Origin of the sequence: uncultured Cloacibacillus sp., assembly GCF_963926575.1 — a bacterium.
GTDB classification, from domain to species: Bacteria; Synergistota; Synergistia; order Synergistales; family Synergistaceae; genus Caccocola; species Caccocola faecigallinarum.
Genome location: NZ_CAWUXW010000003.1, coordinates 437,547 through 458,740, shown reverse-complemented (window position 1 = coordinate 458,740; position 21,194 = coordinate 437,547). Strand labels below are relative to the sequence as shown.

Here is a 21,194-nt window from a genome sequence, read left to right as displayed (position 1 = left end):
TCCGTCGCTGTATATGTTATAGGTTGGAAAGGAACAGTCTGAAAATATCCTTGCCCGTGACGAGCACAATCAGCGCTATGAGCACGATGAAGCCGCCGTAGTGGATTATCGTTTCGACCTTCTCGGGGACCTTGCGCCGCGTCACCATCTCGATGAGGACGAAGACTATGCGTCCTCCGTCGAGCGCCGGGAACGGCAGAAGGTTCAGCAAGCCGAGGTTGAGGTTGATGATGCCGAGGAAGCCTATGAAGGCCCAGAAGCCCGCTGTGAAGGCGTCGCCCGCCATCACTGCTATGCCGACCGGCCCCGTCACGTCGGCCGCTATGCGTCCCGTAACAGTAAGCCACAGGCTTTTGAGTATCGTTATGCTCATGCTCCACGAGTAGCTGAACGACGCGCCGAGCGCCTGGATGAGCGGATATTTCTTATAGACCGGCTGGACTCCGAGCAGACGCCCGTTGGCTTTTTCGGAGAAAGGAATATTTATCGAAAGCTTCTGTTCCCGACCGTCGCGCGAAATCACGATTTCAAAGTCGTCGCCTGCCTTGTCTTTGCTCCGGAGCGTTTTCTGTATGTCCACCCATTTTTCGAGCGGCTTGCCGTCGATGCTTTTGATTATGTCGCCGCTTTTCAGCCCCGCCGTGTAGGCCGGGGTGTTCTCCATGATGTTGCCGAGCTGCGGCACGCTCATGTCGTAAGCGCCGTGTCCCGCGAGGTAGAAGGCTGTGAGCAGCCACGCGAGCGCTATGTTCACGAACGCGCCCGCGCCCATTATCAGCATGCGCTCCCAGGGCTTCTTGTTCGCGAGCGAGCGGCTCGGGTCGAAGCCCGGCTCCTTCGGCTCGGAATCGTCGTCGGCGTCCTCGCCTTCGAGCTTCACGTAGCCGCCTATCGGGAATGCGCGGAACGAGTACTGAGTTTCGCCCTTTTTACGATGCCACAGCTCCGGCCCCATGCCGAAGGAAAATTCGTGCACGAGCACGCCGCGGAAGCGCGCGGCGAGGAAATGGCCGCCCTCGTGCGAGATGACGCATATGCCTATGACTATCAGGAAAGATATCAGACTTATCAACTATTTATGCCTCCGCTGAAATTTTTGCATTTTTCGTCCGCGGCGCGCCGCCCCTCTTCCACGAGCGCTACGGCCTCGTCAAGCGACGACGGAGCGCCGCCGCGGTATTCCTCTAGCACCGACGATATGAGGCGCGCAATGCCGGGATATGAAATTTCTCCGTTCAGGAAATGTTCGACGGCGCTCTCGTCCGCGCCGACGAGCAGCGCGGGGTATGCTCCGCCCATGTGTCCCGCCTCGCGCGCGAGCGCGAAGCAAGGGAAGCGGCTTTCGTCTATTTCGCTGAAATTCAAATCCCATGCGGACGGCTCTACGGGCGCGAAGCCCTTCGCCTCGAGCGGAAGCCTGCGCGGCCACGCTATCGCGGCGGCGGCGGGAAGCCGCATATCCGCCTGCGACAGAAGCAGCTTCGCCGTGCCGTCTATGAACTCGACCACGCCGTGTATCTGCGACTTCGGATGTACGAGCGCGCCGACCTTTTCCGCCGGAAGGCCGAAAAGCTGCATCGCCTCGATGCACTCGATGCCCTTGTTCATCAGAGTCGCGCTGTCTATCGTTATCTTCGGCCCCATCCTCCAAACGGGGTGGTTCAGCGCTTCGGCCGCCGTGACCTTCTCCATCTGTTCCGCCGTGCAGCTGCGGAACGGGCCGCCAGACGCCGTGAGCCATACGCGCGAGACCTCGGCGTTTTCCGTGTCGCGCAGGCACTGCCATACGGCGCTGTGCTCGCTGTCTATCGGGCGCAGCTGCCCGCGCCGCTTCACTAGCGGCATGACCCACGGGCCGCCGACCACTATGCTTTCTTTATTTGCGAGAGATACGTCTATTCCGCGTTCGAGCGCCGCCTGCAGCGCCTTTATCGCAGTGATGCCCGACGACGCGAAGACCGCGTGGTCCACATGCGCGTCGAGGACGATCTCCGTCAGCGCCGCCTCGCCGGTCATACAGACGAAGCCCTCCTCGCGCCACGCCGGGCCGTCCGGCTCGGTGAGGCAGAGGATCTTCGCGCCGTGCCTGCGTCCGAGCTCCGCGAGCTTCTTCGCGTCGCGCCGCGCGGCGAGCGCCGTTATTTCGAAAATCTCGGGGAAGCGCGCGCAGATGTCGAGGACAGCGCCGCCGACGCTGCCCGTCGCTCCCGTTATCGCAAGGCGTATCTTTTCAGCCACTTATCCCACCAGCTCGAAAATTACGAAGGCGAGCGTGCCGTTCACAAGTATGCTGTCGAACCTGTCGAGCATGCCGCCATGTCCCGGAATTATATTCCCCGTGTCCTTGACGCCGGCCTCGCGCTTGAGCACCGACTCACCAAGGTCGCCGAGCTGCCCCGCTACTCCGCAGAGAAGGCCGAGCAGCAGCAGCGGAAGCGGCGGGAAGGAGAATATCAGCGCGAGCAGGCCGCCGCACATAAGGCTCGCCGCGGCTCCGCCCGCGAAGCCCTCCCACGTCTTATGCGGGCTGACCTGGCTGCACAGCGGCGTCCTGCCGAAGTGGCTGCCGGTGAAGTACGCCGCGACGTCGCAGCACCATGTGCAGAAGAAGAGCGTGAGCAGGAACATCGCGCCGTGCTCGCGCATACGTATCAGCATCATGAAGGTCCACGGCAGAACGATGTAGACGATGCCGCCGACCGTAGCGCCGACGGAGGCGAGCGCGTCGCTCTCGCCGGAGACCTGGCGGCGCATGACCTCGAGGAACAGCGCGATGAAGGCGACGGCCGATATCGAGCAGAGTATCGCGGTCAGGTCCATGAGCCCCAGCGACGTGCCGAAGAGGATAAATACCGCGGCTCCCATAACGAGCAGCAGCGAGGAGTGTACGCGCGGCGACTGGAGCTTATAGAACTCCCAGAGCGAGAAGAGCGCCGCGGCCGAGGCGATGACGTCCCAGACGAAGCCTCCGAGTATGACGCCGCCCATTATGGCGAGCACGATAAAGACGCTGCTGAACGCCCGAAGCTGAATGTCGGGGCTCGAGTTCAAAAATTCCTTAAGCTTTTCCATAACGCCGCTCCCTTTCGTAATAATCTCCGACCGCGTCGAGAAGGTCCTGCTTGTCGAAATCGGGCCAGTATTTATCGGTGAAATAATATTCGCTGTACGCGCTCTGCCAGAGCCAGAAGTTCGAGAGGCGCAGCTCTCCGCTCGTGCGTATAATCAGGTCCGGATCCGGCACGTCGGGGAGATAGAGATACCTTTGAAGCGTCTCCTCCGTCACCGGCCCCGTCTCTCCCGCCGCGAGCATTTTGTTCACCGCGTCGAGAATTTCGCGCCGTCCGCCGTAGTTAACGCAGGTTATCAGCTGCGTGCCGCGGAATTCCTTCGTCTTCTCCGCGGTCTCGTCGAGTATCGCGACGATGTCCTCCGGCAGCGCCGTCAGCTCTCCCGCGAAGCGCAGCCGCACCTCTTCCTTGCAGAGCTCTTCAAGCTTCGAGCGCAGATAGTAGCGGAAGAGCCCCATGAGGCCGAGCACCTCGCCGCGCGGGCGCTTCCAGTTCTCGGTCGAGAATGCGTACAGCGAAAGGTAGGGAATGCCCAGCTCCTTCGCCGCGCGCACGGTGCGCTCGACGGCCTTGACTCCCGCGTGATGGCCCATCACGCGCGGCAGCCCGCGGGACTTCGCCCAGCGGCCGTTGCCGTCCATTATTATCGCTACGTGTTCGAGTTTCTTCGTCGTTTCCATCTCAGATTTATCCGAACTTAACGGAGTCCAGCGTGCCGGTGCGCTTCACTGCCTCCCACTGGCGCTTTACCTCCTGTATGTCTATCCAGGTCAGATGCTTCGGGCTGCCCTCCTTAGAGCTCGCGTTGCGCAGCAGGTAGCTCGGGTGGAACATCGGCATGACCGCCGCTCCGCGCCATTCGAACCAGCGGCCGCGCAGCTTCGTTATGCCCTCGGTCGTCTGAAGCATCCAGCGCGTCGGCGTGTTGCCGAGCAGTACGATCAGCATTGGGTTGATAAGCATTATCTGCGTCTGGAGATGCCGTCCGCACATCACGCTCTCCTCCGGGGTCGGCACGCGGTTTCCCGGCGGCCTGCACTTGACTATGTTCGTTATATAGACCTCTTTGCGGCTGATTCCCGCGGCATTCAGTATCTGCGTGAGAAGCTGGCCCGCGCGCCCGACGAAAGGCAGCCCCTGCTCGTCCTCGTCCGCGCCGGGCCCTTCGCCTATGAACATCAGCCTGCTGTCCGGGTCTCCGTCGCCGAAGACGACCTTGTGGCGCGTCTCAGCGAGCGGGCAGGCGGTACAGGCGAGGGTGCTTTTCCACGTCTCGTCCCAGAGCGTGCGCTTCACCGCGGCGCGCTCCTCCGGCGACAGCTTCAGAAGAACCTCTCTCTCTTCGCTCATACGACCACCTCCGCGATGACTACGTTGACGCTCTTCACGTCGAGGCCGGTGAAGTAGCGCAGGCTCGCCGCGATGCGCTCCTTGACGAGCGACGCTACGCCGATGAGGTTTTTGTCGCCCACCGTGACTGTGAGTTTGAGGTCGATCGAGAGCGTTTCTTCCTCGCCCGGCGAGGCCTTGACCTCGTTGACCTTCACGACCTGCGAGGTGCGCCCCGCTATGAACGAGGCGAGCTGCTCTATCGCCTCCGTCTCTATATGCACTTCGCCGTAAAAGCTGAACGGCGGGCGGACGATGGTCTTCTCGCCCTCGTGCTTGTCCTTCGACTTCCAGAATACGCGCAGCTGGCCGACGAGCTTGCCGGCAAAATTTTTGCGCACGAGCACGTGCGAGACGGGGATGACGTGCTGCCCCTTGCCGAAGCGCTCGCGCCGCGCCTTTACTATTTCTTCCGGCGTCGCCACATCCTCTATGTGGACTATCTGCTCCGGCGCGGGAAGGTCGAGCTTTCTAAGAATCTTCAGCGCCATGTTGTCCGAGGTCGCAATGACCATGACGGAGCAGGGCGCGACGGAACGGAAGTAGGAGACGACCTCGCGGCGGTGGTCGTCGAACTCGAAGAGCGCGCGGCGTATCGCGCTTATCTGGTTGCGCTCGGATTTCGCGCTCTTGCCGCAGACGATGCTGCCCTTGTGTATAACGAGGCCGTCGTCGATGATAAAGTCGGCGTTGACGAGCGAGGCTACGAGCTGCGCGCGCTGGCTCTTGCCGGTCCCGGCGGGGCCGACGAATGCAGATGTTTTTACTCCGTGGATGAAGGCGCCGCCCGCCATTTAATCCACCGCCGGCTCCGCTATTTCTATCTCCGCGCCGAGCGAGCGGAACTTCTCGACGAGCCCTTCGTATCCGCGCCAGACGTGCTCAAGGCCGCGCACGGTCGTCTTTCCCTCCGCCGCCAGGCCGAGCATGATGAGCGCGGCTCCGGCGCGCAGGTTCGACGAAAGCACATCCGCGCCCGTCAGCTTGCTCACGCCCGTGACGATGGCAACGTTGTCCTGGACTTCTATCTTCGCGCCCATCTTTCTGAATTCGTCTATGTGCAGCAGCCGCGAGTCGAATACGCTCTCGTGTATGACGCTGTTGCCGTTCGCGAGCGTCAGCAGCGCCATCATCTGCGGCTGCGTGTCGGTCGGGAAGCCCGGGTAGGGCAGGGTCTTGACCGTGACGCCCTGAAGCGGCCCCTTCCATTTGGCGGTTATCTCGCCGTTGAAGACGTCGATGTCCGCGCCAGCCTCTTCCATCTTGTTGAGGACCGATTCAAGAAATTCCGGCCCGATGCCGCGCACCGTGACGCAGCCCTTCGTTATGACTCCGGCCATGAGGTAGGTCGCCGCCTCTATGCGATCGGGGATTATCTCGCCGCTCGCCGAGTGCAGCTCGTTCATGCCGGTTATGCGGATTATCTCCGTGCCGTCGCCCTTTATCTGTACGCCCATGAGTCGCAGGATTTCCGCCAGGTTGGAAATCTCCGGCTCCTTCGCTGCGTTTTCTATAAAGGTCGTGCCTTCGGCGAGCGACGCCGCCATCATTAAATTCTCAGTCGCGCCGACAGACGGGAAGTCGAGCGTTATCGTCGCGCCCTTGAGACGTCCCGCCGTCGCTGTCACGGCCCCGCCCTTCAGCTCGATGTCCGCGCCCATCTTCGCAAGCCCTTTGAGATGGAAGTCAAGCGGGCGGCTTCCGAGGTCGCAGCCTCCGGGCAGCGGCATGACGGCGCGCCCGCATCTTGCCGTGAGCGGGCCGAGGACGAGCGACGACGCGCGCATTTTGCGCACGAGCTCGACCGGCGTCTCGCACTCTATTTCGTCCGGGACGTTTATCGTCATGCAGCCGTTTTCAAATTCCACCTCCGCGCCGAGATGGCACAGCAGGCGGCACATGGTCCTGATGTCGTAAAGGTCGGGCACGCATTCAAGCCTCAGGCTCTGCCCGCGCAGCAGTATCGCGGCGGCCATTACGGGGAGCGCCGCGTTTTTCGCGCCCTGTACGTTTATCGTGCCGGCGAGCGGCCTGCCGCCCGTCAGCGTCATTTCGTCAGCTAGTCTCTTCTCTCCGTGCGTCCCCATTTAATTAAGCAGACTCTCCTTCAAGGTTTCGGCGATCTTCAGCGACGCCGTGCCGTCGCCGAAGGGCTGCGCGGCGCAGCGGCGTTCTATCGCCGGTATCGCCTCCGCGTCTTCAAGCAGCTTCAGCGCGGCTTCTCTTATTCTGTCCCTGTCCACGCCGACGAGCACGCCGCTGCCGTGTTCCACGGCTTCGGGGCGTTCGGTCACTTCGCGCAGAATGAGGACCGGTTTCTTTATCGCGGAGGCCTCCTCCTGCACTCCGCCGCTGTCGCTCAGGATGAATTTCGAACTGTTCATGGCCCAGACGAAGTCCGGGTAGTCGAGCGGGTCGCAGAGTATGACCTTGCCGCGCCCGTCGAGGTGTTTATGTATAATCTCGCGCACGGCGGGATTTTTGTGCATCGGTACGACCATCCAGAGCTCGGGATGCGCGTCGAGTATGTCGGTGAGCGCGGAGCAGATTCCCTCGAGCGGCGCGCCCCACGACTCGCGCCTGTGCGCCGTTACGAGCACGAACGGCGCGCCGTCGGGCAGCGCCTTCAGCTCTTCGCAGTCCGGCTTCGTGCGCGCGGCGACGGTGTAGAAAAGCGCGTCGATGACGGTGTTGCCCGTGACGCTTATCGCGCTCTCCGCCATCCCCTCTCTTCTCAGGTTCTCGGCGGCGAGTTCGGTCGGCGCGAAGCCCCAGGCCGCGAACTTGTCGACGAGGACGCGGTTCATCTCCTCGGGGAAGGGCAGGCGCATGTTCCAGCTGCGCAGCCCCGCCTCGACGTGGCCGACGGGTATGCCGCGGTAGAAGGCCGCGAGCCCCGCCGCGAATGTCGTCGTCGTGTCTCCGTGTACGAGCACGGCGGAGGGCTTCGCCTCGTCGTAGTACTCCCCCGCGCCCGTGAGCACGGAGGCCGTGATGTAGTCTAGCGACTGGCGCTCCTTCATTATATGGAGATTTTTGTCGGCCGTTATCTTAAAGAAGTCGAGCACCTGGTCGAGCATCGCCGCGTGCTGCCCAGTCGCGAGCACGCGCACGTCGAAAGCGTCCTGCTTCTGCAAAGCGATGACGACGGGCGCCATTTTTATGGCCTCGGGACGGGTTCCAACCACGCAGACGATTTTTTTTCTATCCATAGGGAACCTCCGTTATTCTATAAAAAATTAAAGACCGGCAGCCCCAGCAACCGCATTCCGCAGCTCAGGAAGACGCCGTGAGCCGCGCCCAGAACGATGAGCACGGCGAACTTCGGCAGTCCCGCGTCCTGGAGCTTGTGATGCGCGTGTCCGCGGTCCGGCTCGAAGGGCGACTTATGCGTCAATATGCGCCGCGTCATCGCGACGAGCGTATCGACGACGGGGACGCCGCCTAAAAATAATAGCACAAAGGCGATATGAAAGAATCCGGTTTCAAAGATATTCGGGAAAATGCTCCACGCGAGCTGCGACGAACATATATAGCCGAGCAGCGTGCTTCCGCCGTCGCCGAGGAAGGTGCGCGGCTGCGGAAAGTTCCAGAGCAGCACGCCGAAGACGAGCCCCGCGAACGGCAGCCATACGCCGCCGCTTCCGACGATGAGCGCGCAGAGCGACGTAATCAAAGTTATCGTGAGGCACAGCCCGTCCATGCCGTCGATGAGGTTGTAGGCGTTCGTCGCGCCGGCAATCCAGAGTATCAACAGAGCGCGCTGCCACAGAGGCACGGGCAGAGGCCAGACGACCCAAGCAGCCGCCATCAGGTGGAAGATGAGGCGGACGAGCGGCGGCAGCGGGTGCATGTCGTCCATGTAGCCGACGATGAAAATCATCGTCGCGCCCGTCGCGATATACGGCACCTCGACGCCGGGGTTGCCCGTGAAGAGCGCCCAGAGCAGGTAGCCGCTCCACAGCACGAGCCCCGCGCCGCGCGGCATAACGCTGCGGTGCTTCTTCCTGCCTCCGGGGACGTCGAGCAGCCGGAACTTCTCGGCGAGCGCAATCGCCATCGGCGTGCCGACGAGCCCCCAGAGGAAGGTCATAAGCGTAAAAAGGTATACGGGAAACAAGAACGCCTCCGTTTTACTTTGTGCCGAAGAGCCTGTCGCCCGCGTCTCCGAGTCCCGGCACTATGTAGCCGTGGTCGTTGAGGTGGCTGTCGACGGCGGCGACGTAGATGTCGACGTCGGGGTGCTCTTCGTGGAACTTCGCGATGCCTTCGGGCGCGGCGAGCAGAGAGACGAGCGAGACGCGCTTTCCGCCGCGCGCCTTGATGTGGCTGACCGCAGCTGCGGCCGAGCCGCCAGTCGCGAGCATCGGGTCGACGACGAAGATGTCGCGCTCCGATATGTCGGCGGGGAGCTTGCAGTAGTAGTCTACCGGCTTCAGCGTCGCGGGGTCGCGGTAGAGGCCGATGTGACCGACCTTCGCGTTAGGCACGAGCTTGAGGATGCCCTCGACCATGCCGAGGCCCGCGCGCAGGACGGGAACTATCGCAAGCTTCTTGCCGGAGAGCGTGAAGACGTTCGTTTTAGCAACCGGCGTCTCTATCTCGATCTCCTCGAGCGGCAGGTGGCGCGTCACCTCGTAGACCATGAGGCCGGCGACTTCCTGCACGAGGTCGCGGAAGTCCTTCGACGAGGTCTCCTTGTTGCGCATGAGGCCGAGCTTGTGGCGCACAAGCGGATGGTCGATGACGACTGTGCGTCCGCCGGCGGGAGCCGACTCGATGGCGTTCGAGTTCGCGCTCTCGTAGGCGCTTATCTTCTCGAGCCTGTAGATGTGGCGGCCGCCCTCGAAGGGCTCGGCAAGCCACGCCTTGACCATGTCGGCGGCGACGTCGGAGCCGAGCACGCGCGCGCCGAGGACGAGCACGTTCGCGTCGTTGTGGCGGCGGCTCATGACAGCCGTGAAATGGTCGTGGCAGAGCGCCGCACGGACGCCCTTGACCTTGTTCGCGACGATGCTCATGCCGATGCCGGTGCCGCAGACGAGTATGCCGCGCTCCGCCTTGTGGCTCGCGACGGCCTCGGCGGCCATGAAGCCCCAGTCGGGGTAATCGACGCGGACCTCGCCCGACGCCGTGCCGCAGTCTATGACTTCGTGCCCCGCCTCTATAAGAGAGGCCTTGATTTCCTCTTTGAGTTTATAACCGGCGTGGTCAGCGCCCATCGATATTTTCATTTTTATTCCTCCGTCAGAAATTTTATTTTTTACTTTATTATTTCTTCCATTATCTCGCCAGCGAGCGTATACGGGTCGGCGCGGCGCTCGGAGAGGCTCTGCATCAGTTCGTCGCTCTTCCTCGCCTTCCACGACTTCTCCACTATCGCGGATATCTCTCCGCGCAGTATCGACTCGACCTCCATCTCGAGCTGCGACCAGCGGCGGCGGCGGCCCTCGGCGCTCTCGGCGAGGTACTTCGCGTGCTCCGTGATGATTTCCTTCACGCGGTCGACGCCGGTGTTCTTGTTGGACGAGACGAGCGCGACGGGCGGAACCCACTCGCGTTCGCTGAGCATCTTGAGCATGACCTGCACGTCGGCGGCCACCTTGTCGGCGCCTTCCTTGTCGGCCTTGTTGACGACGAAGACGTCGGCTATCTCCATGATGCCGGCCTTCATTATCTGCACGTCGTCGCCCATTCCCGGCGTGAGGATGAGGCAGACCGTGTCCGCTATCTTCACGATGTCGACCTCGGACTGGCCGACGCCGACCGTCTCTATGATGACCGCGTCGAAGCCGCAGGCGTCGAGTATGAGCGCGGCCTCGTGCGTTCCGCGGCTGACGCCGCCGAGATTTCCGCGCGAGCCCATGCTGCGGATGAAGACGCCCTCCTCGACCGCGTGGTCCTGCATGCGCAGGCGGTCGCCGAGAATAGCGCCGCCCGTGAAGGGGCTCGACGGGTCTATCGCTATTACGCCGACCTTTTTGCCCTCGGCCTTGAACTGCGAGATGAGCCTGTTGACGAAGGTGCTCTTGCCCGCGCCGGGGCTTCCCGTGATTCCGATGACGTGGGCCTTGCCGGTCCTCGGATATATCTTTTTCATAATTTCTTTGGACTCTGGAGATTCTGCCTCCACAAGACTGATAAGGCGGCCGATGGATCTCGGGTCGCCGTCGAAAGCGCGAGTTAGCAACTTATCCATGGTATCGAACGCTCCCTGTTTTTATTTTGTGAGGTGAAATCATTGCCTTCATTCATGACTGCGCTATTTGAAGAGTATGTCGACGCCGGCGAAGCTGTATATGCCGAGGCCGATCGACGCCGCGAAGGTGAAGCCGAGGACCATGCGCAGGTACGTCACCCACATCGCGCCGCCTGGCCATTTGCCGGAGCTGATGTTGACGACCATGCGCGCGAGGAAGAGCGAGACTCCGAAGAGGGCGAGCGCCACAAACGCCTGAAGGTTTACGGAAGGCACGTCTTTAAGAAAATCGAACAACGAGCTCACCCTTTCGCGGACGAGAAATAAACAAAAGAGAGAGGAAACGTCCCTCTCTCTTACATGATAACGCTTATTTTGCCGAATGTCATGCCTTTCGCGCTATATTGCGGAAAGAATGGATGCTGCGGGGCGCTTTTCCTCGTGTATCTGGCGCAGCGCTGCGACGCAGACCTCGAGCGCGCGCTTGCCGTCCTTGATGCCGACCATCGGCTGGCGTCCGTCGCGCACGCAGGAGACGAAATGCTGCAGCTCCATCTTGAGCGGCTCGGTCTTCGGGAAGACCGGGTGCTCCATGACCTCGACGATGTTGCCGCCGCTCTGGCGCACGCAGCGCTGCACCGTGATGTCCTGCGCCTCGTAGTTGACCGTGATGTAGCGCTCGGCCTCCGTTATCTCCATCTGGCGCTGGCGCTTTTCCGAGACGCGGCTAACGAGTATCTGCGCTATGGTGCCGTTCGCAAACTGAAGCTGCACGGAGGCGATGTCCTCGTGCGGCGTGCGTATGCAGCTGCCGACCGCCGATATCGAGACGAGGTCGGAATGCACCATCGAAAGGATGATGTCCACGTCGTGTATCATGAGGTCGAGGACGACGCCGACGTCGCTGATGCGCGGCGAGAAGGGGCCCATGCGGCGCGTCTGTATGAAATAAGGGTCTTTGATGAATTCGCGCGCGTGCTGCACCGCGCTGTTGAAGCGCTCGATGTGGCCGACCTGGAGTATCACGTCCTTCTCGACCGCGAGGTTCAGGAGCTTCTCCGCCTCGTCGACGCTCGTCGTCACGGGCTTCTCGACGAGCACGTGTATGCCGTGCTCCATCGCAAGCTTCGCCACTTCGTAATGCCCGACCGTCGGCACGACGATGCTGACGGCGTCCGGATGCGTTTCTTTTATGAGCTTTTCAAAGTCGCCGTAGGCGTTGACGCCGAGAGGCTCGGCTATAGACTGGGCGCGCTCCTCGTTGACGTCGGCGACGCCGACGAGCTGAGCTCCCAAGATCTCCGTATAAACCCTCGCGTGGTGCATTCCGAGATGCCCTACGCCCACGACTCCTACCCGTACTGTGTCCACAATGCTTCACTCCTCGGAACGCGGTTTGCTGCCTATATAATTATTTTCACATATTTTCGCGGTTTGTGGAGCGTCCCGCAAGTAAAAAATTCCTTTTTTCTTCGTCGCCCGCGCGGTACGAATAGAATATTTCGTTTTCGCAGCGCGTGCAGCCGCCGAAGTCGAATATATTTTCCTCCGGCACGCCGCTCGCCGAAAGCTGCCGCCGTATCTCGCCGCCGATGTCGAAGAATACGAGGCCGTCCTTCTCCTTCGCGCACTCGGGCGAAAATTTCGCGAGCGCCTCGCGCGTCACCGGGTCGTCGGCGCGGCGCGAGTAGCAGCACGCGCCGATTCGCGGCCCTATCCACGCCCAGATCTTCCCGCCTGCGCGCCCGCCGCCGAAACGCTCGAGCGCGGCAGCGGATATGTTCAGCAGCGTGCCTTTGAAGCCCGAGTGCAGAATCATCATCCACGGCTCGCCGCCTGCTCCGGCTATGACGACGGGCGTGCAGTCCGCGAAGCGCAGGCTCGCGAGCGCGCGGCAGCCCGCGCCGATGAAAACTCCGTCGGCCTCGCTCCTTGCCGGAAGCGCCTCGCGCTTCGACGCCTCTATAATATTTACGCCGTGGACCTGATGCGGCGCGGCGAGCGGGCGTCCGCCGTACTCGGCAGAGAGCGCGGCCCAGACGCGCGAGGGGTCGCCCTGCGCTTCGTCGTTAAGCGGGCCGCGCGCGTAGAGACGCGCGAAGAATTTTCCTTCAAGCTCGCGCGGCATGACGAATTCCAATTCCACGCCGCGCGCCGTGCGGCTCAGACGGAAGCCTTCGTATTCGTTACAGCTCATCGAGATGGGCCTTCACGTATCCCACGAGGAAGAGGCTGCCGCAGCAGACGACGGGCAGCCCTTTGCCAGACGCGGCGCGTATCGCGTCGAGCGGGTCGCCGTAGGTCCCCGCGACGGAAAGGCCGGCGCGCTCCGCAGTTTCTCTCATCCCCGCGGCGCTCAGCGAGCGTTCGAGCTCCGGCACCTCGGTGCAGTAGATTTCCGCGCCGAGCGGACGCAGCAGCGACAGCGCGCCGCTTATGTCCTTGTCCTTCATCATTGCGAGGACTATCGAAAGGCCGCCGTTCGGGAAAATTCCCGCCAGCGTCTCCGAAAGCCGCTTCATCGCGTGCGGGTTGTGCCCTCCGTCGACTATTACCAGCGGCGAGCGTCGCACTATCTCCATGCGCCCCTGCCACTGAGTCTCAGCAATCCCGCGCTTTATCGTATCTTCGCAGACGCGCGGGAAACGCTTCGAAAGTAGGCGCGACGCCGCGACGGCCATCGCGGCGTTGTCCGCCTGGAACGAGCCGACGAGCGGCGTGAAATATTCGCGCGAGCCGGCAGCGTCAGACAAAGTGAAGCGCGTACCGTCGAGCGAGTAGGCGCGCCCCGTTATCCTGTATTCGCCGCGGAAGATGTGCGGCTCCGCGCCGCAGCGCGCCGCGGCGTCGAGGAACTGCCCGTCGAGCCGTTCGTCACCGAAGAAGAGCGCGGGCGTTCCTTTGCGCATGACGGCGAATTTCTCCGCCGCTATCTTTTCGAGCGTGTCGCCGAGGAAGTCCGTGTGGTCCATGCCTATAGGCACGACGACGCTGAGCGCGACGTCCGTCAGGATGTTCGACGCGTCGAGCCGTCCGCCCATTCCCGCCTCGAATACTGCGGCGTCGGGCTGCCTGCGCGCGAGTATCATAATCGCGGCGGCCGTTATAAATTCAAAATATGTCGGATGGTTGTCCTTGAAGTAGTCCGTCCTGCGGACTATATCTTCGAGCTCGGAGGCGGCGTCGAGCCACTCCCGCGCCGCCGCGCGTTCGCCGTCTATCACGAGCCGCTCCGAGAAGTCTACGAGATGCGGGCTCGTATATAGCGCGGCCTTATAGCCCGACGCGCGCAGCACGGAATAAATTCCCGCCGCGGTCGAGCCTTTGCCGTTGGTCCCCACGATGTGGACGATGGGGAACTTCCCCTGCGGCGAGCCGGCTTCGCGCAGAAGGCGCGCAAGACGGGCGAGCCCGGGGCGTATGCCCGGGCTCGCGAGCTGAGCCAGCTTTGATTCGACAAGCTCAAAATTATTTTTTTCGTTCATCGCGTCTTATTCGGAGAGGCTGGCGAGGTTCGCCTTCATTCTCGCGGCCTTCGCTTCGTTGTCCGCGAGCGTGTTCTTCTCCTTTTCTATTACTTCCGCGGGCGCGCGCTCGACGAACTTCTCGTTCGCGAGCTTCGCCTTGCTCTTCTCGATGTCCTTTTCGAGCTTCGCGAGGTCGTTCCTGAGGCGCTGCATCTCCTTCTCGACATCGAGCAGCTCGCCGACCGGCAGGTATATCTGCGCGCCGTCGAGCACGGAGGCGAGGCTCTTCTCGGGCTTTCCGTCGCCTTCGCCCGCGAAGGTCACGGCTTCGACCTTCGTCAGGAGCTTCAGCTGCTTCTCGCATTCCTTGAGCAGCGCGAGCTTCACCGCGTCGTGGACGGCGAGCGTGACGCCGGGAATCGTCTGCTGCGGGGCGATGCGCGCCTCGGCTCTGAGGTTGCGGACCGCGCGTATCGTCTCCTGCACAAAGTTCATGTCGGCGATGACCTTGTCGTCTATCTCCGCGAGCCTCGGCTTCGGCCATCCGCTGCGCATGATGAAGTCGGTGCCGAACGGGAAGGCGTGCCACAGCTCTTCTGTCACGAACGGGATGATCGGGTGCATGAGCTTGAGGACGTCCTCGAACACCGCGAGCATGACGGCCTGCACCGTCTTTCTGCGCGCTTCGCCCTCTTCGCCGCGCAGCGCGGGCTTCGCAAGCTCGATGTACCAGTCGCAGAGCTCGCTCCACGTGAAGTCGTACATGAGGCGCGCCGCCTCGCCGAAGAAGTATCCGTCAAGCAGCCGCGTCATCTCAGCGGAGACCTGCGAGATGCGGTTGAGTATCCATTTGTCCTGGAGCTGAAGCTCGTTCTCGTCTATCCTCTGACCGGCCTCCGCGTCTTCGAGATTCATGAGCGCGAAGCGGCTCGCGTTCCAGAGCTTGTTCATGAAGAGGCGGTAGGTCGAAATTCTCTCCGTCGAGAGGAATATGTCGCGTCCCTGCACAGTGAGCGCCGCGAGCGTGAGGCGCAGCGCGTCCGCGCCGTAGTCCTTGACTATCGTGAGCGGGTCGATGACGTTGCCGCGCGACTTGCTCATCTTCTGTCCCTTTTCGTCGCGGACGAGCGCGTGGATGTAGACGTCGCGGAACGGAACTTCATGCTTCGCTTCGAGGCCGAACATTATCATGCGAGCAACCCAGAAGAAGATTATATCGAAGCCGGTCACGAGCACCGAGGTCGGATAGAACTTGCGCAGCGTCTCCGTATCGTCGGGCCAGCCCATCGTCGAGAAGGGCCAGAGTCCGCTTGAGAACCACGTGTCGAGCACGTCCTCGTCCTGATGCAGATGCGTGCTTCCGCACTTCGGGCATTTCTCCGGCGCGGTCTCCTCAACTATGACCTCGCCGCACTCCTCGCAGTACCACGCCGGGATGCGGTGGCCCCACCAGAGCTGGCGCGAGATGCACCAGTCGCGTATATTCTCCATCCACTGATAGTAGACGTTCGTCCACTGCTCTGGGATGAACTTTATCTTTCCGGCCTGCACCGATGCGACGCCGGCGTCCGCAAGCGTGCGCGTGCGGACGAACCACTGCTCTGAGAGGTACGGCTCAACGACGGTGTGGCAGCGGTAGCAGTGTCCGACGGAGTGGCGGAGGTCCTTGACGGAGAGCAGGGCGCCCTCTTTTTCAAGGTCGGCTGCGACGGCGTCGCGCGCGGCGAAGCGGTCCATTCCGGCGTACTTGCCGGCGTTCTCGTTCATTATGCCGCGTCCGTCGATGACCTGTATCTGTTCAAGGTTGTGGCGCTGGCCGACGAGGAAGTCGTTCGGGTCGTGCGCCGGCGTAATCTTGACGCAGCCGGAGCCGAACTCAGGGTCGACCATGTTGTCCTCGATGACCGGGATGACGCGGCCGACGAGCGGCACGACGACCTTCTTGCCGATGAGATGGCGGTTCTTTTCGTCGCGCGGGTGTATCGCTATCGCGCTGTCGCCGAGGATGGTCTCGGGACGCGTCGTCATAACGACGACCGCTCCGTCGGAGCCGTCCGCGAACTTATAGGCGACCTCGTAGAACTTGCCGTCCTCGTCCTCGTGCTCGACTTCGAGGTCGGAGAGCGCCGTCTGGCAGCGCGGGCACCAGTTTATAAGATATTTGCCGCGGTAGATGAGCCCCTTCTTGTAGAGCTGGACGAATATCTTGCGCACGGCGCGCGAGAGGCCCTCGTCCATAGTGAAGCGCTCGCGGCTCCAGTCGCACGACGCGCCGAGCTTCTTTAGCTGGTTGATTATCGTGCTCCCGTAGAGCTCCTTCCACTCCCAGACCTTTTTGACGAATTCCTCGCGTCCGAGGTCGTGGCGCGAGATTCCTTCCTTCGCGAGCGAACGCTCGACGACGTTCTGCGTCGCGATTCCGGCGTGGTCAGTGCCGGGGAGCCAGAGAACCTCGTAGCCCTGCATCCTCTTCGTGCGGCTCAGTATATCCTGGAGCGTGTTGTCCAAAGCGTGGCCGACGTGCAGCGAACCCGTGACGTTCGGCGGCGGAATGACTATCGAAAATGCCGGCCTCGGCGACGAAGCGTCGGCCTTGAAGAGCCCGTTCTCAACCCACTGGGAATACCATTTGTCCTCAATGGGCGCGGGGTCGTAACTCTTGCCCAACTGCGTTCTCTCGGAATCCATCCGTGTTCCTCCTCAACAGACGCGCCTGGTGGCCGCGTCATTTCTATTCACATTCCCGACAGCCGGCCGTTCCGGAACATCGGGATGCGTATGCGTAAGTTACTCCCGCGCGCGGCTTCGAGAGCGTCGAGCCGCTCCATCTCGCTCAGGATGTCCGTTATCCCTTCGCGCAGCTTCTCCATCTCCGCGTTGTTGATCCCCGAGGTGATGAAGGGCGGCAGCACGGAGTCAAGGCCTCCGCGCATTATCGTATTATACTGCCCCTTGCGGCGGCCCGGCGATATTTTGTCGCCTTTCGTGAAGACGACGAGCCGCGGCATATCCATGCGGTCGAGCCACGCGATCAGCTCTTCGTCGTTCGCGAGCGGCCCGTGGCGGAAATCTATCAGATGCACGACGTAGGATATATGACGGTCCGCGCTAAAGTATTCCTCTATAAATTTCCACCAGCTGCGTCGTTCGTCCATACCGCGCGCGGCGTAGCCGTAGCCCGGAAGGTCGACGAGCGAGAACTTGCGCTCGCCGCAGTCGACGTTGTAGAAGTTTATGCTGCGCGTCTTGCCCGGCTTCGAGCTGACCTTTGCTATCTTCCTGCCGAGCAGCGCGTTGATGAGCGTCGACTTCCCGACGTTCGAGCGGCCGACGAAAGCTATCTCCGGCCTCTCGGGCGGAGGAAGCTGGCCTTTGTTGAACGCCGTGCAGAAAAGCTCCGACTTCCAGTGCGCCATAGCGTTACTCGCCCGGCCTCAGCGCGAGCTCGAAAACCTTCGTGACGTTTGAGACGTAATGGAGCTTCATGCCCTTCAGCACCCACGGGCTCAGCTCCGCAGCGTCGGGTTTGTTGTCGTCGGGCAGTATTACGTCTCTGATGCCAAGGCGTTTCGCCGCAAGTATCTTCTCGCGGACGCCGCCTATCGGCAGTACGTTGCCGTGCAGCGTCATCTCGCCGGTCATCGCGTACTCGGTGTTTATCGAACGTCCCGTGAGCGACGAGCAGAGCGAGAGCGCGAGCGTGATTCCCGCCGACGGGCCGTCCTTCGGCACAGCGCCCGCGGGTACGTGTATCTGTATGTCCTTCTTGTTCCATTCGAAGTTCGCAAGGCCGTAGCGCTCTGCGTTGGAGCGCAGGTAGGCGAGCGCCGTGACCGCCGACTCCTGCATGATGTCGCCGAGGTTGCCCGTGTAGGCGACCTTGCCCGCGCCGTCCATGACGGCCGACTCTATCAGTATCACGTCGCCTCCGGCCTCGGTCCATGCGAGGCCGATGGCCGTGCCGACCGAGCCGCCCTTCGGTATCTTCGTCGCGTAGAGCTTAGGCGCGCCGAGGAGCAGGTGGAGCTTTTCCTTCGTTATTTGGCCTTTAATCTCTTCGCCCTCGCCGGCGAGCGATGCCGTCACCTTGCGCGCAGCCTTTGCGAGCTGCCGGTCAAGGCCGCGCACTCCGGCCTCCATCGTGTACGAAGAAATTATCTCCTTTATCGCCGCGTCCGTGACGGAGAACTCTTCGGACGAAAGGCCGTGCTCCTTCAGGATGCGCGGAATGAGGTGCTTCTTCGCGATTTTCAGCTTCTCCTCCATCACGTAGCCCGGGAGCGAAATTACCTCCATACGGTCGAGCAGCGGCCGCGGTATCGTCGCGGTCGAGTTGGCCGTTGTGATGAACATCACGCGGCTGAGGTCGAAGGGGACTTCGAGGAAGTTGTCGGTGAAGTTTTTATTCTGTTCGGGGTCGAGCACCTCGAGCAGCGCCGACGCGGGGTCGCCGCGGTAATCCGAGGCGAGCTTGTCGATCTCGTCCATGAGTATGAGCGGATTGTTCGTCCCGCACTGTTTGAGCTTGTGGATGATGCGTCCGGGAAGAGCGCCGACGTAGGTGCGGCGGTGTCCGCGTATCTCCGCCTCGTCGTGCATGCCTCCGAGCGAAATGTTGACGAACTTGCGCCCCATCGCGCGCGCGATGGATTTTCCGAGCGAGGTCTTGCCCACGCCGGGCGGACCGACGAAGCAGATGACCTGCGCGCGCATATCGTCGCCCGCACGTTTTTTGACGGCAAGAAATTCGAGTATGCGCTCCTTTACGTCTTCGAGTCCGTAGTGGTCTTCGTCGAGAACCTTGCGCGCGTTCGCAATGTCGAGGTTGTCCTCCGTCGAGACGTTCCACGGGAGCTCCGTCAGCGTCTCGATGTAGTTCCGCGCGACAGCGGCCTCGGGCGAAAGCGGCGGCAGCTTGCAGAAGCGGCCTATTTCCTTATTGACCTTCTGCAAAATATCCTCGGGCATCCCGCACTTGGCTGCGGCCTCCCTCAGCTCGTCGGCCTCCGAGGTCGGGCTTTCTTCGCCGAGCTCGTCGTTTATCACCTTTAGCTGCTCGCGCAGATAATAGTTGTGCTGGTCGCGGTCGATTTCGGAGCGGACCTTTTCTTCGAGGTCGCGCTCAAAGCCGAGCAGCTCGTTCTCGTTCACGAGCATCTTCATCAAAAGGTTGAGTCTGTCTTCGGCGTCGACCGTTTCGAGAATTTTCTGTTTGTCAGTGATGTCGAAGTTCCCGTGCGAGGCTATGATGTCACAGAGCACCTCTGGGTCGTCGATGTCGCGCACGGAGCGCGCTATCTCCTCCGGGAGCTTCGGGTCGAGGCGCACGTTCTCCTCAAATCCGCGCAGGACGGCACGCATCAGCGCGCGCAGCTCAGTCGAAACCGCCGGACGTTCGGAGTCCAAGATAACGACGGACGCGAGCATGAAGGAGTCGTTAGACGCCATTTTCTTGACCTCGGCGCGGCGTCCGCCCTCGACGACGACCTTGAGCGTGCCGTCCGGCAGGCGGACGTTCTGGAGCATCTTGCAGACCGTGCCGACCTTATAAAGCCCCTCAGGCTGGAGCGTGTCGCTGTACGGACGCTTTTCCGAGACGATGAAGAGCGTGCGGTCACGGTCGGCCGCCTCTTCTACGGCACGGATGGACTTCGGCCTGCTTATGAAAAGCGGCGATACTATGCCGGGGAATATGACGAGATCCCGAATCGGGATCACAGGATATACAAGCGTCTTATTCTGCTCCGTCATTGTTCGTCCCGTCCGTTTCAGCTACCGGCTGCGCGTTTCCTTCGACAGCCTCTTTCGTCACCGTCAGCTTAGCTACATGCGAATGCTTGCTCGGTATCTCGTACTGCAGATCGAGCATAAGCTTTTCGAGAATCGTGCGCAGGCCGCGCGCGCCCGTGTTGAGCTTGAGCGCTTTCTGCGCGATCGTCCTCGCAGCTTCGTCGGTGAATTCCAAATCTATTCCTTCAAGTTTGAAGAGTTTCTTATACTGCTTCAGAGGAGCGTTTTTCGGCTCTTTGAGTATCTGCACGAGAGCGTCTTCAGTAAGCGCTTCGAGAGCGACTAGCACGGGCAGACGTCCGATGAACTCCGGTATGAAACCGTAGGCGCGCAGGTCGTCCGGCTCAAGTTTCTTCAGCAGTTCCGTCGAGTTGTGCTTGTTGACGTTGGAGTTTATGTCTCCGCCGAAACCGAGCTGCTTTTCGTTCACGCGGTGCGAGATGATTTTTTCCAAGCCGTCGAATGCTCCGCCGCAGATGAATAGTATGTTGCTCGTGTCGATCGGTATCATCTCCTGGCTCGGGTGCTTGCGCCCGCCCTTCGGCGGAATGTTCGCAACCGTGCCCTCGATTATCTTGAGCAGCGCCTGCTGGACGCCTTCGCCGGAGACGTCACGCGTTATCGAGGTGGACTCGGATTTGCGCGCGATTTTGTCTATTTCGTCTATGTATATAATTCCGCGCTCCGCGGACTGAATGTCGAAATCGGCGGCCTGAAGCAGACGGAGCAGAATGTTCTCGACGTCTTCGCCGACGTAGCCCGCCTCCGTAAGCGTAGTCGCGTCGGTCATAGCGAACGGGACGTGCAGCATCTTCGCCAGCGTCTGAGCGAGCAGTGTCTTTCCGCTGCCCGTCGGGCCGACGAGCAGGACGTTGTTCTTCGGAAGCTCCACATCGTCGTCGTCCGAGGCCGGGTTCAGCAGTCTCTTGTAGTGGTTGTAGACCGCGACTGAAAGGACCTTCTTCGCCTGCGCCTGCCCTATGACGTACTGGTCGAGGAATTCCTTTATCTCGGCGGGCTTGGGCAGTTCTTCCATCGCCGGAAGCGAGACATAATCATATTTTTCGGCCTTCCTGCGTCCTTTTGCGGGAATATCCGGCTGCGGGCGGTCGCCCCTCAGCATTATGCTGCATATATGCACGCAGTCTGAGCAGATAAAAACGTTGGGAAGCTGGCCGGAAAAGAGCTTCGGCACTTCGTCCTGCGACTTTCCGCAGAACGAGCAATAATTCTTTTTTCTGTCTTTGAATATATTTCCGTTCTCGTACATGCGAACTG

General features: G+C 61.4%; 19 protein-coding genes. All 19 read right to left on the bottom strand.

Annotated elements, in window-relative coordinates; translation table 11 throughout:
- Positions 1–16 precede the first annotated feature (16 nt).
- Positions 17–1,072 carry an RIP metalloprotease RseP gene (gene rseP, locus ABGT66_RS07270; RefSeq protein ID WP_346689818.1) on the bottom strand — a complete coding sequence of 352 codons (1,056 nt, stop codon included), beginning with the start codon at positions 1,070–1,072 and terminating at the stop codon, positions 17–19.
- Positions 1,069–2,238: a 1-deoxy-D-xylulose-5-phosphate reductoisomerase gene (locus ABGT66_RS07265; RefSeq protein WP_346689816.1), complete on the bottom strand. Its 1,170-nt coding sequence runs from the start codon at positions 2,236–2,238 to the stop codon at positions 1,069–1,071. Before ABGT66_RS07265 ends, rseP begins: the two co-directional genes overlap by 4 nt.
- Positions 2,239–3,072 (bottom strand): phosphatidate cytidylyltransferase, encoded by an 834-nt coding sequence (locus ABGT66_RS07260; RefSeq protein ID WP_346689814.1) that lies wholly within the window; start codon positions 3,070–3,072, stop codon positions 2,239–2,241.
- Positions 3,059–3,751 carry a polyprenyl diphosphate synthase gene (uppS, locus tag ABGT66_RS07255; RefSeq protein WP_294191735.1) on the bottom strand — a complete coding sequence of 231 codons (693 nt, stop codon included), beginning with the start codon at positions 3,749–3,751 and terminating at the stop codon, positions 3,059–3,061. The genes ABGT66_RS07260 and uppS overlap by 14 nt, the downstream gene beginning before the upstream one ends.
- Before the next feature lie 7 nt (positions 3,752–3,758).
- Complete coding sequence (locus tag ABGT66_RS07250; RefSeq protein ID WP_346689812.1) at positions 3,759–4,421, bottom strand: uracil-DNA glycosylase; 663 nt, start codon at positions 4,419–4,421, stop codon at positions 3,759–3,761.
- On the bottom strand, positions 4,418–5,254 hold the full coding sequence (locus ABGT66_RS07245) for an Asp23/Gls24 family envelope stress response protein (protein ID WP_346689810.1): 837 nt from the start codon (positions 5,252–5,254) through the stop codon (positions 4,418–4,420). Before ABGT66_RS07245 ends, ABGT66_RS07250 begins: the two co-directional genes overlap by 4 nt.
- On the bottom strand, positions 5,255–6,547 hold the full coding sequence (murA, locus tag ABGT66_RS07240; protein WP_346689808.1) for a UDP-N-acetylglucosamine 1-carboxyvinyltransferase: 1,293 nt from the start codon (positions 6,545–6,547) through the stop codon (positions 5,255–5,257). It lies immediately after the preceding gene.
- Positions 6,548–7,672 carry a UDP-N-acetylglucosamine 2-epimerase (non-hydrolyzing) gene (gene wecB, locus ABGT66_RS07235; RefSeq protein ID WP_346689807.1) on the bottom strand — a complete coding sequence of 375 codons (1,125 nt, stop codon included), beginning with the start codon at positions 7,670–7,672 and terminating at the stop codon, positions 6,548–6,550.
- 17 nt (positions 7,673–7,689) lie between these two features.
- Complete coding sequence (locus ABGT66_RS07230; RefSeq protein WP_346689805.1) at positions 7,690–8,553, bottom strand: MraY family glycosyltransferase; 864 nt, start codon at positions 8,551–8,553, stop codon at positions 7,690–7,692.
- 40 nt (positions 8,554–8,593) lie between these two features.
- Positions 8,594–9,694 (bottom strand): uracil phosphoribosyltransferase, encoded by a 1,101-nt coding sequence (gene upp, locus ABGT66_RS07225; protein ID WP_346689804.1) that lies wholly within the window; start codon positions 9,692–9,694, stop codon positions 8,594–8,596.
- Positions 9,695–9,723: 29 nt separating this feature from the next.
- Positions 9,724–10,659, bottom strand: coding sequence for a methylmalonyl Co-A mutase-associated GTPase MeaB (gene meaB, locus ABGT66_RS07220; RefSeq protein ID WP_346689802.1), 936 nt, complete (start codon positions 10,657–10,659; stop codon positions 9,724–9,726).
- Between the two features lie 63 nt (positions 10,660–10,722).
- Complete coding sequence (locus ABGT66_RS07215; RefSeq protein WP_346689800.1) at positions 10,723–10,935, bottom strand: flagellar biosynthesis protein FliR; 213 nt, start codon at positions 10,933–10,935, stop codon at positions 10,723–10,725.
- A 123-nt stretch (positions 10,936–11,058) separates the two neighbouring features.
- Positions 11,059–12,030 carry a Gfo/Idh/MocA family oxidoreductase gene (locus ABGT66_RS07210; protein ID WP_300260238.1) on the bottom strand — a complete coding sequence of 324 codons (972 nt, stop codon included), beginning with the start codon at positions 12,028–12,030 and terminating at the stop codon, positions 11,059–11,061.
- 46 nt (positions 12,031–12,076) lie between these two features.
- Positions 12,077–12,856, bottom strand: a complete 780-nt coding sequence (locus ABGT66_RS07205; RefSeq protein ID WP_346689799.1) for a polyphenol oxidase family protein — start codon at positions 12,854–12,856, stop codon at positions 12,077–12,079.
- The gene (locus ABGT66_RS07200; RefSeq protein WP_346689797.1) at positions 12,846–14,144 is read right to left on the bottom strand and encodes a folylpolyglutamate synthase/dihydrofolate synthase family protein; all 1,299 of its coding nucleotides are present in this window, start codon (positions 14,142–14,144) and stop codon (positions 12,846–12,848) included. The genes ABGT66_RS07205 and ABGT66_RS07200 overlap by 11 nt, the downstream gene beginning before the upstream one ends.
- Positions 14,145–14,150: 6 nt before the next feature.
- Positions 14,151–16,814, bottom strand: coding sequence for a valine--tRNA ligase (locus ABGT66_RS07195; protein ID WP_346689795.1), 2,664 nt, complete (start codon positions 16,812–16,814; stop codon positions 14,151–14,153).
- Positions 16,815–16,861: 47 nt separating this feature from the next.
- Positions 16,862–17,542, bottom strand: coding sequence for a ribosome biogenesis GTP-binding protein YihA/YsxC (gene yihA, locus ABGT66_RS07190; protein WP_346689793.1), 681 nt, complete (start codon positions 17,540–17,542; stop codon positions 16,862–16,864).
- A gap of 4 nt (positions 17,543–17,546) precedes the next feature.
- Positions 17,547–19,877: an endopeptidase La gene (gene lon / locus ABGT66_RS07185; protein ID WP_346689792.1), complete on the bottom strand. Its 2,331-nt coding sequence runs from the start codon at positions 19,875–19,877 to the stop codon at positions 17,547–17,549.
- Positions 19,861–21,186: an ATP-dependent Clp protease ATP-binding subunit ClpX gene (gene clpX, locus ABGT66_RS07180; RefSeq protein ID WP_346689791.1), complete on the bottom strand. Its 1,326-nt coding sequence runs from the start codon at positions 21,184–21,186 to the stop codon at positions 19,861–19,863. Before clpX ends, lon begins: the two co-directional genes overlap by 17 nt.
- Between the last annotated feature and the right edge of the window lie 8 nt (positions 21,187–21,194).

Coding starts and splice junctions, on each gene's coding strand:
- ABGT66_RS07260 (WP_346689814.1), bottom strand. CDS start 3,072: ATGGAAAAGCTTAAGGAATTTTTGAACTCGAGCCCCGACATTCAGCTT.
- uppS (WP_294191735.1), bottom strand. CDS start 3,751: ATGGAAACGACGAAGAAACTCGAACACGTAGCGATAATAATGGACGGC.
- ABGT66_RS07250 (WP_346689812.1), bottom strand. CDS start 4,421: ATGAGCGAAGAGAGAGAGGTTCTTCTGAAGCTGTCGCCGGAGGAGCGC.
- ABGT66_RS07245 (WP_346689810.1), bottom strand. CDS start 5,254: ATGGCGGGCGGCGCCTTCATCCACGGAGTAAAAACATCTGCATTCGTC.
- murA (WP_346689808.1), bottom strand. CDS start 6,547: ATGGGGACGCACGGAGAGAAGAGACTAGCTGACGAAATGACGCTGACG.
- wecB (WP_346689807.1), bottom strand. CDS start 7,672: ATGGATAGAAAAAAAATCGTCTGCGTGGTTGGAACCCGTCCCGAGGCC.
- ABGT66_RS07230 (WP_346689805.1), bottom strand. CDS start 8,553: ATGACCTTCCTCTGGGGGCTCGTCGGCACGCCGATGGCGATTGCGCTC.
- upp (WP_346689804.1), bottom strand. CDS start 9,694: ATGAAAATATCGATGGGCGCTGACCACGCCGGTTATAAACTCAAAGAG.
- meaB (WP_346689802.1), bottom strand. CDS start 10,659: ATGGATAAGTTGCTAACTCGCGCTTTCGACGGCGACCCGAGATCCATC.
- ABGT66_RS07205 (WP_346689799.1), bottom strand. CDS start 12,856: ATGAGCTGTAACGAATACGAAGGCTTCCGTCTGAGCCGCACGGCGCGC.
- ABGT66_RS07200 (WP_346689797.1), bottom strand. CDS start 14,144: ATGAACGAAAAAAATAATTTTGAGCTTGTCGAATCAAAGCTGGCTCAG.
- ABGT66_RS07195 (WP_346689795.1), bottom strand. CDS start 16,814: ATGGATTCCGAGAGAACGCAGTTGGGCAAGAGTTACGACCCCGCGCCC.
- yihA (WP_346689793.1), bottom strand. CDS start 17,542: ATGGCGCACTGGAAGTCGGAGCTTTTCTGCACGGCGTTCAACAAAGGC.
- lon (WP_346689792.1), bottom strand. CDS start 19,877: ATGACGGAGCAGAATAAGACGCTTGTATATCCTGTGATCCCGATTCGG.
- clpX (WP_346689791.1), bottom strand. CDS start 21,186: ATGTACGAGAACGGAAATATATTCAAAGACAGAAAAAAGAATTATTGC.